This window comes from Fluviicola sp. (assembly GCF_029266855.1).
In the GTDB taxonomy this organism is placed as follows: domain Bacteria; phylum Bacteroidota; class Bacteroidia; order Flavobacteriales_D; family Crocinitomicaceae; genus Fluviicola.
This window is the reverse complement of the sequence record NZ_JAQSWB010000002.1, coordinates 425,054-439,661: the sequence shown is the minus strand read 5'-3', so window position 1 is coordinate 439,661 and position 14,608 is coordinate 425,054. Positions and strand designations below refer to the sequence as shown.

Genomic DNA, 14,608 nt, shown 5'->3' with positions numbered 1-14,608 from the left:
CTGTTTTTGTTGTATTTATTATCGGATCCGTTAACGGACCTTTTTCGTGTAGCCTTTATTTATTGATTGTCTGTAACCATTCATTCATTATCCCGACTGCTTCAAAAAGTTCAATATCCGATTTCAAACGGCTTGCAAAATCCTCGAAGTATTTTTGAAGTACCGGGTTCTTGGCATAAACCGTTTTATCGAACGAATTGGAACGAATTCCATGACCCCAGTTCGTATTGTTCTTCACTACTTTAAAGTGCTCTTTTGAAGCTTTGCTCTGAAGTCTTTCGTTCCAGTGATCAAGCAGATCCAGGGAAATAGTTTGATTCTCATCATAGCCTGCTGCAAGAGAGTCCAAGACTTTGTAGTAGGCCGCATAAATTCCCGAACTGCGCTGTTTTACGGCAAATGCAGCAAGTGTCTCAACAGGTAAAGGATTTGGTGCAGGTGTATAAACGATCTTCTTATCAATCGGATCCGGAATCAATTCATTCTCATAATTACGTTCTCTTTCCTCGATCGAATCAAAAGAGCTCATTCCCAATTCGATGTCCGGCAGCACACCTATCGCCTGATTCGATTTTCCATTTACGCGGTAAAGAAATCCTTCCGTAATATTCGCATAGCCATAATCGGGATTCTCCTGAAGGGTCGAAAAATCACCTACCAAAGGATCCAGCGGGAAAACGATCTGACTGGTTGCTTTCCCGAAACTTGGAACACCCACGATGATTGCTTTCTTATAATCCTGCAGAACCGCAGCTACAATTTCAGAAGCCGAAGCACTTTCTGCATCGATCAGCACCATCAAAGGTCCGTCATAAATAAACCCACGGTTAATATCTTTTAAAACCTGGACCATTCCCTTATTGTCACTCATGGCTAAGATCGGTCCATAATCAATGAAAATACCGGAAAGTGCAACTGCCTCATAGAGTGATCCGCCGCCATTTCCGCGTAAGTCCAGGATCAGTCCCTCAATACCGTCTTTCTTTAATTTCAGGATGCATTTTGCCATATCGTTTGCGCATCCCTGCTCGTTCATATCAGCAGAATAAGCGGTATAGAAATCGGGAAGGCTGATATAACCGATATTTTTCGGACCTGCCATCAAAGCATTTTTGATATTATCGTTATCACTATAAACTAACGTCTTTTCCAAATCGACCTGAACTTCGTAGCCATCCTTATCCTTTACCAAAATGGAAATTTCCTTTCCCTGGTATTTCCCAAAAGCATCAGATAATTCCGTCAACCCGCTGATTCCGTTACCGATTTCAAGCCATGCTCCACTTTTCCAACCGAATTTGATCTTCAGGATCTGATCACCTGAGAAAAGCTCATTACTTAACCAGGCTGAACTTCCCGGCAGGATATCTGTTAAAATCACCCTGTTCTGTTCATCCAAACCATACGTAATGCCAAACTTTTCCTTTTGGGTTGAAAGCTCTTCAATAAAGCCATCCTTTTGTTCCGGGCTGAAATACAGGGTATGCGGATCAAAACTCATTGCGATGGCATTCAAATACATTTCCTGCATGAAACCTTTGGTCTGAATCGCTTCAAAGTAATTTGCGTATTCCTTTTCAATCTTTAACCGGGCTTTCTTTTCAAACCGGGTCAGGGAATCTTTCAACAGAACTTTAGCATCTTCCGGATGCAGGGAAATGATTTCAGAGATAACAGCCAAACACAGGTTATTCTCCCAGTAGGTTTTATAATTCTTCTCAGTTAAATTATCCTGTTCCTTCGGGTCGTGTTTTTTGGTGCTATTGAGCAGAACCGGTTTACTTAAATAAGCTTTCTGAATAGCCTGGATCTCTTTACATCTTTCCAGCGCGATGCGGTTGAATTCCGAGAAATAGAATTGCCTGCCGTTTTGAATATCTTCATTCAATTTTGAGCTCAAATCTTTTAAATAGGTCAAGTCTTCTTTTCGTAGAATCTCTTTCTCCCGATCCACAAAAGAACACAAATATTCATGTACCTGGTTACCGAATACCGCATCAACCGTTCTTGGTTTCACATGCTTACCCTGGATTTTTTTCACCAATAAACGGACATTGACAGATAAAGAATCCGGTTCTCCTGCTGATGAATTAAAAGAAATAATGGTAACTAATAAGGTGGTTGTCAATAAAGATCTTAAACGCAAAGTAAGTATTTTTCAACGACAAAAGTAGTATGAATTTTAATACAGCGAAAGTCTGCTGGAATCTTTATCTTACATTTCATTGAAAACCATTGTTAAAAACATGGAAATGTCCTCTTCATTTAATACTTTTGCTCAAACTTTATACTCATGTCAAACTACCTTAAATCAACTTGGATTTTTCTTCTATTATTACCCATTACGCTTCAATCCCAGGTTTTAAAAAAAGTGGATGCTTTTACCGGGCTATTGGACGTAAAGAGTTTTAGTTATTCTGCTGAAACAGACAAATACATTGCAGTAGGAAAATTCAAGAGTAAGACCCTCAAAGCTTCAGAAACCCAATTCACAGATCATTTCGGAATTGGAATTCAAAATACCGAATCGATCAACGGAAGCGTGTATTGTCAATTTCCGGATGGGAACGGCGGAAAATACCTTGGGGGAAAATTCGACTCTTTTTTGAATGTATCCCGATCTTCTCTTGCACATGTTAACGCTCAGGGACAAATCACCGGTTTCAACATTTCAGTAACAAAAGAAACTTACCTGGGAATCACTGAAGGAACCATTCGCAAGTTGTTTCGTCGTGGAAACCTGCTTTACCTGATCGGGGACTTCTCTCATGTAAACCAGGTAGCCCGAAAGAATTTCGCAGTAATCAACCTGGCAGATCTTACTGTTACAAACCAGATTTTCAACACCGATGGAGAAGTGTATGATATCACAGGAGAAAACGATCACATTTTTGTTGTCGGAGCATTCTCAAAAGTCAACGGAATTACCAAAGACAAGCTTTTTATGCTTGAAAACGATGGTACTACCTTAAGTTCCTATACGGTTAATTTAAACGCCAATGCAGTAATTCTTGCAATTGAAGAATTAAACGGGAAAATTTACATCGCGGGAGGTTTTTCAACAGTTAATGGCCTTTCAAGAGACCAGTTTGCCGTATTGGATGCCAACACTGCCGAGCTAGGCAATTTCCAGTTAGCCAATGCGGATGGTTGTCGAGATCTGGCAGTTTATGGGAATGATCTGTTTATTCCCCGGAATGTGGGAGCTACACAAACCATTCAACGATTAAATACTGTTACAGAAACTACCACCGAATTGTTGAACGGAACAGATCCTAATTTCCGTACCGAAGTTCTTTCATTCAATATTGAGCAGGATAAACTCTATATCTCAGGTGCTCCTGTGAATTGGGGCAACAATAATGCAAGCAGTGCGTGTTTCATTTATGATCTGCTAACCAACTCCGTAGATTCTTTGAGTGTAACCTACCTGCGTTTGACTTCATTTACATTTCCATTGCAGGGAAAAGTGGTTCTTTCGGGATGTGACGGTGAAATTGAACAAATAAGAGGATTGACCAACCTGGCAGTCTTTGACGGTGAAACACTTCAGCTTGAAAACTGGTGCCTTAACTTCCAGGCTGTTGACGGTTACGCGAACAACAACCTGGAGATTAATTCTGCTTTTGGCTCCGGAGATACTTTATTTATTGCCGGAGTTTTCACCCAAATAAATGGTGTTCCACGTAATGGCGTGGCTGCATTAAACATTCACACAGGAGCATTACTTGATTTTGAAATTCCGGGATTGATCTCTGTTGAAAAGATGGTTCAAAGTGAAAATCAGTTGATTATTAACGGAACAAATTCCACAACCGGAAATCCAATCTATGCATTTTCAGTTTACAGCAAAGCTACGCAGCAGTTACAATATCAATCTCCGCATACATACAACCTCTATTTCCAGGGAATCATAGACATGGCTGTGAAGGACAATTTACTTTACATCGGTGGAAATTTCGATTCCATTATGGGTTCGGAAAGAATGAATTTTGCCGCTTTCAACCTGGATAACTTTACAATTTCTCCCCTGAACATCGAATTCAATGACGCAATTACGCGTGTAAACATATTTGATTCTTTATTGACTGCCGAAGGCGCCTTCTACCAGGTGAATGGTTTAAATCGTGAGTATATTGCGGTGTACAATCTAAATACGCAATCCCTGACTGATTTCGGGAATAATAACGCTCCCAATGTCTTCCACTCCAGGCTTGTGGTTAAAGATGGTTACTACATTACCCGCACGGAAGACTATCATTTTGTGCATTTTGATGACGGAATTGAAATTTCCAGGCATCCATCCAATTATGAGTCCTACCATTTTACTCCAAGCATGGCTTCTCCCCAGCCTTATCCTAAATTGGAAGTTGTAGGAGATTTCATTTGTTCTACGGGAAAACGCATTGAGGCTATGGAAATACAATGTGCCGATACCAGCAATTTTTCAATAAGCACTTCATGCAGCTATACCTGGAATAATGTGACGTACGACGTAGCAGGAGATCATATTCAAAAATTTACCAGTCAAAACGGATGTGATTCTACAGCAATTTTACACCTAAGCTTACAAAATTCAGCAGACACTATTTATCCTGTCGGACAATATTATGTAACTGTTAATGGGATTAATTACACCAAATTAGATCAGAATATCACGCAGCATTTCACCAATGTATTTGGATGTGATTCTACGTTATATATTATTCCAACAATTGATGAAGTTACTTTCCTCGATACCGTAACTGCTGATTTGTTTTACGATTGGCAGCCCAATCCGTATACACCAATGGTTCGGATTTATGAAAGTGGTGACTATTGGAAAACGACCATTTTCAACGGACAAGATACTTACAATGGATTATCATTGACGATCACAAACAATACGGAAGATTATAGCGATTCTACGTGGGTTACTGACGGAATGGTGACCAAAGTATTTGAAACACCTCAGGCACCTAACAGCTTGTTTGTTACCGGAAGTTTCAATTACATCGGTCCGAACCAGCGATTTGCCGCTGTTTACAATCACAGTGATTTTAACAATAACGTTCCAAGACCTAAATTCAACGGAGCAATTAATACGGTTGTTTCTGACGGACAAAACGGATTTTTTATCGGTGGCGATTTTACACGGGTAGGCGATTCGATTCGTAATTACCTTGTACACCTGGATGAAAATCTTCAGATCACTAACTGGAATCCTAACCTAGACGGAAGAGTGTGGGATATTAAATTATATGACAATGACCCTGTTGTTTGCGGAAGTTTTACCGTCAGCGGACAAATCAATCAGTTCGCAGTAAGGATTTCTCATACTTCCGGAGCTATCCTTACTTCCTATGCTCTTCAAAATGCAAAAATGCTCGATTTGATGGGTGATACCCTAGTGGCAGTAGCTACAAATGTAGTTCGCTTTTACAATATTCAAACAGGAGCTATTATTACCAGTAAAACAGGTATCGGACAATCAATCCTGTCCTTAGCAATCACCAGTGACCTTATTCATGTCTTAGCTCTTACCTATTCAGGAAGTCCTTCTGTATTTAAAGCTTTTAACCGCTCGGATCTTTCCTTGTCTTCCTTTAATCCAAACCCAAATGTGGGCAGTTCATCGGGGTATTATTTAAAAGCACTGGGAGAAGACACCTTACTGGTTTACGGTAATTTCACCACCGTAAGCGGACAACCTCGTCAGTCCATTGCAGCATTTAAGAATGGAACGTTGTTACCGGTGAATTTTAATGCCGTAGGACAAATCAGACAGGTATATACCGACCAGTCGAATATTTACCTATTTGGAAGTTTAACCTCCTTCTCCGGACAGGCTGTTTCAAACAATATCCAGGTAAGCAGAAGTGCACTGAGTCCTGTTTCAATCCCGGATTACTGGTATGATGCGTTCAATGATTTGATGGCCTTCGCAACAAGTGATTCTTATCGCTTTTTCGCAGGAGGATTTAAGTCGTTTGGAGGAAAAGTCCGAACCCGTTTTGCTGAAATTGATAAAACAACCGGTAAAGCAAGTGATTTAAAGATCGCATTAACTAATTCAACCTTTGTTCATGATTTAGCCATGAAGGGAGACACTTTATTCCTTGCCGGAAATTTTAGCCAGATTAATGGTATTAATAGAAGCTTCTTCGCTGCAGTTAATTATTCTACCGGTGCCGTATTGGGCAATAATATTGCCTTCAATAGTCAAGTTAGAACACTTGAATTAAGCGGACAAACTCTGTATGCCGGCGGAGATTTCGCATTGGTAGGCGGGCAATCTCGTGGAAGACTAGCTGCAATTGATTTAACGACACTTTCACTAACTTCCTGGAACCCTTTTGCTAACGGAAAAGTGAATATCATCGAACAGCTCAACGGGAAATTATTGGTTGGAGGTGAATTCACAACTGTTTCAGGACAAACAAGGAAAAACTTCGCTTCCTTTGATTTGGGTGCAGGAACCATTAACAGTCTCAATTTAGGATTTACCGGGCGTGTAAATGATATTGCAATTTCTGACTCCAGTGTGTATTTTGCCGGGAATTTCCTGGGTTGTCTCGATGGAGCTGCTAATTATGTGGGCCGCTTTAAAGCTTCCAATTTTGAACTCATGCAGTGGTCTCCGCAGTTTAACGGAGAAGTACTTACAATCACCTTGTCTGATGATTATTTGTTTGGAGTGGGTTCTTTTACTCAAATACAGTCTGCAGCAAGAAACCAGTTCGGTGCAGTTTTAATCTCCAGTCAAATGGTTTCTAATTGGTATCCGAATTGTAGCAACATGAAGGATTTACATGTGAGTGGAGACCGCATATTCCTTGCAGGTAATTTTGATAATGTCAACCAGTTTTTCGCACCAAACCTGGCGAATTTGCCTTTGCCTGAATTCTCAATCCAAACGGACAGTATTGAATCCTGTACACCATACACATGGATCAATGGTCTGACTTATTCTACAGATGCAGACTCCGTTATTTTTGCGAGTGAAACCAACGGAGAGGACGACATTGTGAATCAATTAGTGTTTAACTTCAACGGAACGCTTAACGAAACGGTAATTGTAAACAGTTGTGGAGATTATTTCTGGCCGGAAACAGGTATTACATATCAAACGTCCGGGCAATATACGGCACAATTAAGCAATTCTTCCGGTTGTGACTCGATTATTACCTTAGACCTAATCATTCAGCCAATTTCACATACTTACGAGAATACAGCTGAATGCGGGAATAGTTATACCTGGCCTTTAAACAACCAAACATATAATCTATCAGGAAATTATACCGATACCGTTCAAAGTGTTTACGGATGTGATTCCATCGTAACACTCAACCTTTCACTCATGAGTTTTCCTACTGATACGATTCATGTAAGCAATACTTGTGGATTCCATTGGTCATTTAACAATCAAATTTATTACACATCAGGGCTTTACAGTGATACGATTGTAAATAACACCGGATGCCAGGTCATTAAATTCCTGGATTTACAATCATACAGCACATATGATACTGTTACTGTTTCCAATGCATGTACAGCGTATTACTGGAGCGTCACCAACAATTTCTATTACAGTCCCGGGTTCTACACAGCAAATTTCATAAATTCCAACAACTGTGATTCGGTCATTGTTTTGAATCTAGACTTTGTAACTTCTTATGAAACAACTGAAACAGCGACCAGTTGCGATTCCTATACGTGGGCTGCCAACAATCAAATTTACACTATAAGCGGAATTTATTCCGACACCGTTTATTCGATGTATGGTTGTGACTCAATTGTTCACTTAGATCTTACTATTGCAATTACTCCTTTAAGTGATACAATTGCAGTTTCCACCTGTGATACATCTTATTTTTGGCCATCAACTAACCAGACTTATAGCACCAGTGGCTATTTCCCTGCAACCTTTACGAATGCTCAGGGATGTGATTCGGTAGTAGTGTTGCATTTGATCCTGTTACCAAATAGCTCTGATACCATTGCGGTTAATCACTGTGGAAATTCCTACTCATGGACAGAAACCAATCAAACATATACTGTAAGTGGTTTTTATACCGCAACTTACAGTAATGCACAGGGTTGTGACTCTTTAATAGTACTGAATCTCACGATTACCCCATCAGTACCTATTGGAGTGATTACGTATTCCATTCCTTCAGACGATCAAAATTGCAATGGGCAACTTGCTGTTGACTTAACCGGGCAAATGCCGACAACGATTATCCTAGATGGAGGTACTCCAATTTCTTCATCCGGATATACTCTGGTAAGTAACCTTTGTCCTGGTCTGCATACATTGTCTGTAATTGAGAACTGCGGAGATACTTCGAACTATACAGTGGTCATTCCGGCAGATAGTAATTTTGTTTACAACAATGGATTTATTGATTCTCTTGCTACAGATTCGTTGGGTTATACGTTAAGCAACTGTGACATCTATTACAATGGTATTGACACTGCCTACATTGATTCGATCTGGGCCAATGGCAACCAGGTTACCGTTATTTGGAATATTATTGATTCGAACGGGTCCAATTTTGACACGGCAAATTATGTACTAAACAATGGTAACGGAGTTTATCTGCTTCAATTGACAATATACTGCAGCCAAAAATCAATGGATCAGTATTTTGGCATAACACAAGCTATTTACTTCAACAATGGAGATATTGAATTTGCAGAATTAACTGCACTTGAAAACACCCATTTTAGTTGTTATCCAAATCCAAGCAGTTCATCGGTAACTCTTGAATCTGACAATAACTCGCTCACCAAGTTTAAGTTGTTTGATTCCAATGGACGTCTTTTAGAAAGTGATGAGTTTTATCTAAAAACGAGCTTATCAATTAGTGAATATGCCAATGGTGTTTACCTGCTTTATGTAGAAGACAATAAACATCAATCCATGATACGGATTGTCAAAAACTAACAAAAAAACAAAGGCGCTCGATAATGGGCGCCTTTGTTTTTTTTACATTTACTTCAACCCGATCTTCTTCTCGATCCGTTTCTTCATTTCTTCCAAATCAGACATGAAGGAACCTGTTTGTGCCAAAAGCATCGCCTCTTTGATCATCTTCTGTGCTTTTTTGAACTTCATTTGCTTTTCCAAAAGCAAGGCTTCATAATAGAAGAGTAATCCTCTGTCAATTCCTCTACGTTTTCGGGCAAAGGCCAACAGTTTGGTCATTTCTTCAAAATCTTCCTGAATTAACAGGCAATCCAAAAAGTAAGCATACGTTTCGAGGTAATCTACACTTGCCGCAAGTGCTTCCCTGAAATAACTGTTTGCTTCAGTATAGTTTTTGAATATTTCCAAATGTACCCTTCCCATCAGGCAAAGTGCAATCGGATTATTTTCTTCGTAGGCCATTGCATAATTCAATGATTCCAGAGCTTCTTCCAGGTTATATGGATAATAATCCAATGCCTTAACCAAGTAACTATTTGTTGTCATAATTTTAGTTCTTTATGCAATTCGTTTTTCAACATACTGCGTTGTTTCTTGTATGTCTTCGTTTCCTTTTTCGGTTTGAAGTCCATTCCGGTGAAGGTTCTTACCGGGTTGCCCCGTTCCAGTTCGTGATGCTGCGACCACGTTTGGTTCACCATTTCCACCAACTTTCCGTTTTGAACTTTTTCCAGCTTTTCGCGAATACGTTCACGTGCAATCTTCTTATTCTGAAGCTGTGAGCGGCTTTCCTGGACAAAAACGGTCGTTCCTGTGGGAGTATGCGTTGCACGAACTGCGGAGCTTACTTTGTTGACATGCTGTCCGCCTGCTCCACTGCTCCGAACGGATTGATAAACAATGTCATTCTCGTTCCACGACAGGGCTTCCGCCTGATTTACCTCAAAGATCCCGACAAACCAATTCTTTCGCCCATGATTGGGACGATACGGACTCTTCTGAATCCATTGAACCGTCCCTAACCATGTTTGAATGGCTGACTGAACATCCTGTCCGCTAACCCTTACCGTTGCTGATAAAATCGTCCCATTTTCAGCTCCCGCAATGCGATCCATTGTTTCGGCCTGCAAGCCCTTCTGTCTCAGATCTGCTAGCAAAGCACCCAAAATTTTCCCGGCCGCCAACTGGCATTCCAAAGGACCTTTCGCTGTTGTGATATGTATTAATTTAGTTTCCATATGTATTGTATTTAACTGTCCTTCGCATCAAGCAATTTGTCATTGCTTTGCTCAGTCTTCGCTAAGCTGTTACTTAGCTCTTATCCATCCTCACAATCCGCGGAGAAAATGTCCCGATTGTTTCCACCAATTCCTGCTGGTTTCCCATCACCTGGTGGATGTTTTTATAAGCCATCGGGCATTCATCCACTGCTCCACCGATCAGGCTTACATCTGCAGAGCTCAATGATTTCATCATCTCACTTTTTGTAAACCTGCTCTTGCATTCAGAGCGTGAAAACACACGTCCTGCCCCATGTGATGCGGAGTTCAGGCTGGAAGCATTTCCCAAACCGCGGACAATGAAGCCCGGTGCTGTCATACTTCCGGGAATGATTCCCAATTCGCCTTTTCCTGCCGGTGTTGCACCTTTCCGATGCACAATACATTCTTTGCCATTCACGGTTTCTTTCCATGCAAAATTGTGGTGGTTCTCTATCGTCATCAACATGCGGAGCCCCAACTTTTTGGTCAATCGTGCGTGAATATCATCGTGACAAGCTTTTGCATATTCACCGGCCAAGTTCATCGCATTCCAGTACTCTTGTCCGTCGTGCGTATGGAGATTCAGCCAGGCCAAATGCTGAACCTGTCTTGGCAAGGGACATTGCTTGATGGCCAATTGCGTGTATTGTTTGGCAATGGCAGCACCAATTCCCCGTGATCCGCTATGACTCAGCAAAGCGAAATATTCTCCTGGAGGAACTCCGGCATCCGGAGCAGTGATACTTACCGTTCCGAATTCCACGAAATGATTTCCTCCGCCGGAAGTTCCCAATTGCTGGTAAGCCTTTCCTTTTAATTTCCTCAGGAACGGGATCTCGCGGAACAAAGCACTTTCCATAACCGGGTGATCGTGCTTGATCTTATGAGTTTCGTACATTCCGAACTTCGTGTGATCCGAAAGTAAATTCTCTAATTGGTGCGTTCTTCCGTTGAAAAAAGACGCCGGCGCATCAAAAATACTCAGCGACATTCTGCAACCGATATCCACACCCACACCGTAAGGAATCACGGCATTGTCTGTTGCAAGCACACCACCGATCGGTAAACCGTAGCCATAATGTGCATCCGGCATCAATGCTCCCTGAACGGAAACCGGCAGTTTCAAAGCCTGGTAAAACTGATGTTTTGTTTTGTCATCAATCTCGTTTTCCCCGTAGATCAAAAACGGAACGCGCTCAATCTTCAGTTCGTGAAATTTCACCTCGACAGGTGCGACCAATCCTTCGGCAACTTTGCCCCAAACGCCATCTCCGATGTATTCATCCGGAGCGTAAAGCAATTCGGACAGCTCTTTCAGAACCCGGTCTTTACTTTCTTTCTTTTTATATCTGCTGATCAACCCTAAGGCGATGTTTACAGAGTTGTCGTTGGGGAAGCCTATTTTTAGCAGGTCTTTCCCCTTTATCTTATTTCCCATGATATTTGGTTCTAAGGATTGAAGTAAAATTCCAATCTCTGCATCATTCCGAAATTTTCAGTTGGTGATTTACCTCAGTAAACTCGCAACAAAAATTTCAGAAAGCCTTGACCTTGAAATTTTCTTTCAATCCAAGTGGAATTCGAACAAGTAGTTCGATCCAATCATTTTAAAAATTTTTGATTAACTCAATGTGAGTTCAAGAGATTTCGGGATTTCGACTCCGCTCAATCACCGAATCTCTCGGTAAGGAGCATTTGAAACAAAAAAAAATCCGAAACCTCTAAGAGCTTCGGATTTTCATATGATTGATTTTGATAATCGCTATTGAAAAACCCAAAGCCCGAGCACACCAGTCTCTAGACCAGTTGGAGCTCCTAATGTTGTATGTAATTTGAACATTGCTTCGGTTTTAAAATTGTTACTACTTGTTTTTGTCGACATCCCTTGAGCGACAGTGCAAAGATAACGCATAAAAAATGACATGGTTGTGTGCGAATGGAAAAAAAATAATTGAGAGTGGTTTCTTATTACTACGTAATAAGGAAAATGACTAATCTTTTTATTTCATCCTGAAATTATTTTTCTTTGTAATAGAAAATTGCGTTTTCGACTGTTAAAACCCAATTTGATTTTTTATAATTATCTACTTTGAGTTCATTAAAAATTCTTTTTGATCCTGATATTGTTATAGTATATTGATCACTATTATTAAAGTTTTTATCGCCTAAAATGTAAGACATCCCGTATTTTTCCTCATCGGGTTCGACTTCATTGATAATAGGTTTCAAATAATCCATAATCGCTTGAGGATTCTTAAACTTTTCGTTTTTAGGAAATTGTATTTCAAAACTCCCTTCGTATCTAAACGCTGGTCTGGATGAATATAAAAAATCTGGATTTTGCTTTTGAATACTTAAGAATTGTTCGAACTCTTCTCTGGTTTTAAAATCCATTCCCTTGTAAGTATATTTCAACGAATGATATTTTTTTCGCCATGAGTTTAATTGGTTTAAATCGAATTGGTATGAATACCCGTTATTTGTGAAAACCCTTTTATATTTAGGAATAACTGTCAAAGATGTAATATCTTGATAATTTTGAACCACGTGTATCTCAATCGACTCTTCAGAAAACACGTTGTAAACCTTTTCTCCATATTCTATTCCGGAAATAAACTCCTTGATTTCATCTGGTTTCTCAATAATAAAATTAAAATCTTTGCCATTTTCATCCAGAAAACCACCATAAGCAACAATTTTAGTGGAATCATCTACTTTTTCGATTGCGAAAAATTTAGGGATATCTCCTTTTATAAAAAAGCTAAATGATCCCAAACCCAAAAGTATTAATGCTAGGTGGACTATTTTCATTTTGTATTATTTAATCATCATTCATTAAAGGACTGGTAAATATACTAATAAGTAATTTCTACAATTTAATCTTTACCTTATAAATCTTACTCAACCCATTCTCATTTTGGTTCACGTATTCCTGGAATTCCTGAACGTTTTTGAAGTCTTTGGATTGGAGAAGATTTCGTTTACTTGTGAAGTACAAAGTCTGCGTTTTTTCGTCGTAGAATGGGCAGTATTCCATGTATTTCGAATTAGTAAAGAAACTTGAAGGGAATCCTGTGCAAAAGAGGAGTTGGTTAGAAACTAATCCCACAGACGTGCACAGAGGATCACGGAGGTTTAATCATTTATGATTAACATTCATCCGTGTACTTCCATGTTCCTCAGTGGGAGATAATAAGTCTTAATCCGGTAAAATTTTACTTCCGGATCTAAATTCGCGATATTGCGAACTGGCCAGTACCATCAAGCTTTTCAGGAGAATATTTTTCATTTTTCATTACCCCAAAAAAACGAGTACGGAAAATCGCAACTAATAACACAAACACGACTAATATATTTGACTCAAACTTATAGCTGCCATGATAAACTTACTGAAAAGCAAAATTCAAGAACTCATTGTCAATGAAAGCTCTGTGGACTATCCCGGAAGTATTTCTCTTCCATTAGAACTGGTTCAAGCGGCAAAGCTTCAGGAATTCGAACAAGTTTTCGTCAATAATAAAACTACCGGAGAACGAATCAGTACCTATGTTGTGATCGGTAAACATCCCGGATTTGTCAGTTTAAACGGAGCGGCTTCACATCACTTCAAAAAAGGAGATCACATTCATGTATTGAGTTATCGATTAGTCGCTGAAGAAGATGCATCACAGTTCAGACCCACTTTGGTTCGCGCAAATACCTCTAACGAAGTCATAGAAACGATTCCTTATTTTATTTGATCATGCTTGCCATTCTTATAATCATTGGAGTTTTCCTGCTGTGTTATCTGTTCATCAAATGGCGGCTGAAACGGAACATTTCCGTTCATCGGATTCATTTCGAATCCATTAATGTGCTCCAAACAAAATCAAATGATCCATTGGTTCAGGCAGAACGGCACTTAAGAAAAACGGCTTATGCTGAAGTTCAAATGATTCGCACGGAAGCTTTTTATACCGATGAAGACATGGGAGCTGCTTTCGATTTCATTGTTGTACGAGACCGGAAAACCAAAACTCCCTTACTTTCAAGCAGATCTTATACGGATCAGAGGCTCATCAGTAAACAACTTCAACCGCATGAAACAACAGATTACCTTACACTTTCACTCGTTCCGGATGAACCCTACGTTTTCCTGGATCGCTTGTCGGGAAATTCTGCCCATCCGCTTTTTACCAACATGAGACAAAGGATATTCATGAATTACTACCTGCGTGTTTTAAACTCTTATCCCAAACATCATATTATTTTAATGGCCCGTTCAAGTCTGGATGAACGTTTGTTGACGAAATACTTACGATTGGGTTTTCATGTCGTTGGAAAACAAAAACACCATCAAGCGGATCATTGGATCGTGATCCTTCCGGCAAAGAGTCGTACACAAGGCTTAGCTCAAAGTGCCAAACAATATGTCTCATTTAAACTGTTTTCATAA

The 14,608-nt window shown here is 39.9% G+C and carries 8 protein-coding genes; 3 read left to right on the top strand and 5 right to left on the bottom strand.

The window, feature by feature from the left end; translation table 11 throughout:
* Window positions 1-55: 55 nt before the first annotated feature.
* Window positions 56-2,146 (bottom strand): S41 family peptidase, encoded by a 2,091-nt coding sequence (locus K0S23_RS07280; RefSeq protein ID WP_300355772.1) that lies wholly within the window; start codon window positions 2,144-2,146, stop codon window positions 56-58.
* A 147-nt stretch (window positions 2,147-2,293) separates the two neighbouring features.
* Here K0S23_RS07280 and K0S23_RS07275 point away from each other — a divergent pair, with 147 nt between their 5' ends.
* Window positions 2,294-8,929, top strand: coding sequence for a T9SS type A sorting domain-containing protein (locus K0S23_RS07275; protein ID WP_300355771.1), 6,636 nt, complete (start codon window positions 2,294-2,296; stop codon window positions 8,927-8,929).
* A gap of 48 nt (window positions 8,930-8,977) precedes the next feature.
* Here the strand turns inward: K0S23_RS07275 and K0S23_RS07270 are convergent, their stop codons facing one another.
* The 4 genes from K0S23_RS07270 to K0S23_RS07255 form a co-directional block, all read right to left on the bottom strand.
* Window positions 8,978-9,457, bottom strand: a complete 480-nt coding sequence (locus tag K0S23_RS07270; RefSeq protein ID WP_300355770.1) for a hypothetical protein — start codon at window positions 9,455-9,457, stop codon at window positions 8,978-8,980.
* Window positions 9,454-10,149: a peptide chain release factor H gene (gene prfH, locus K0S23_RS07265; RefSeq protein WP_300355769.1), complete on the bottom strand. Its 696-nt coding sequence runs from the start codon at window positions 10,147-10,149 to the stop codon at window positions 9,454-9,456. Before prfH ends, K0S23_RS07270 begins: the two co-directional genes overlap by 4 nt.
* Before the next feature lie 73 nt (window positions 10,150-10,222).
* Complete coding sequence (locus K0S23_RS07260; protein ID WP_300355768.1) at window positions 10,223-11,611, bottom strand: RtcB family protein; 1,389 nt, start codon at window positions 11,609-11,611, stop codon at window positions 10,223-10,225.
* 578 nt (window positions 11,612-12,189) lie between these two features.
* Window positions 12,190-12,984, bottom strand: a complete 795-nt coding sequence (locus tag K0S23_RS07255; protein ID WP_300355767.1) for a hypothetical protein — start codon at window positions 12,982-12,984, stop codon at window positions 12,190-12,192.
* 566 nt (window positions 12,985-13,550) lie between these two features.
* Between K0S23_RS07255 and K0S23_RS07250 the strand changes: the two genes are divergently transcribed.
* Both K0S23_RS07250 and K0S23_RS07245 read left to right on the top strand, forming a co-directional pair.
* The gene (locus tag K0S23_RS07250; RefSeq protein ID WP_300355766.1) at window positions 13,551-13,913 is read left to right on the top strand and encodes an aspartate 1-decarboxylase; all 363 of its coding nucleotides are present in this window, start codon (window positions 13,551-13,553) and stop codon (window positions 13,911-13,913) included.
* Window positions 13,914-13,915: 2 nt separating this feature from the next.
* Window positions 13,916-14,608, top strand: a complete 693-nt coding sequence (locus K0S23_RS07245) for a hypothetical protein (protein ID WP_300355765.1) — start codon at window positions 13,916-13,918, stop codon at window positions 14,606-14,608.

Excerpts from the sequence above, each read along its gene's own strand:
- K0S23_RS07275 (WP_300355771.1), top strand. The coding sequence starts at position 2,294 with ATGTCAAACTACCTTAAATCAACTTGGATTTTTCTTCTATTATTACCC.
- K0S23_RS07270 (WP_300355770.1), bottom strand. The coding sequence starts at position 9,457 with ATGACAACAAATAGTTACTTGGTTAAGGCATTGGATTATTATCCATAT.
- prfH (WP_300355769.1), bottom strand. The coding sequence starts at position 10,149 with ATGGAAACTAAATTAATACATATCACAACAGCGAAAGGTCCTTTGGAA.
- K0S23_RS07260 (WP_300355768.1), bottom strand. The coding sequence starts at position 11,611 with ATGGGAAATAAGATAAAGGGGAAAGACCTGCTAAAAATAGGCTTCCCC.
- K0S23_RS07255 (WP_300355767.1), bottom strand. The coding sequence starts at position 12,984 with ATGAAAATAGTCCACCTAGCATTAATACTTTTGGGTTTGGGATCATTT.
- K0S23_RS07250 (WP_300355766.1), top strand. The coding sequence starts at position 13,551 with ATGATAAACTTACTGAAAAGCAAAATTCAAGAACTCATTGTCAATGAA.
- K0S23_RS07245 (WP_300355765.1), top strand. The coding sequence starts at position 13,916 with ATGCTTGCCATTCTTATAATCATTGGAGTTTTCCTGCTGTGTTATCTG.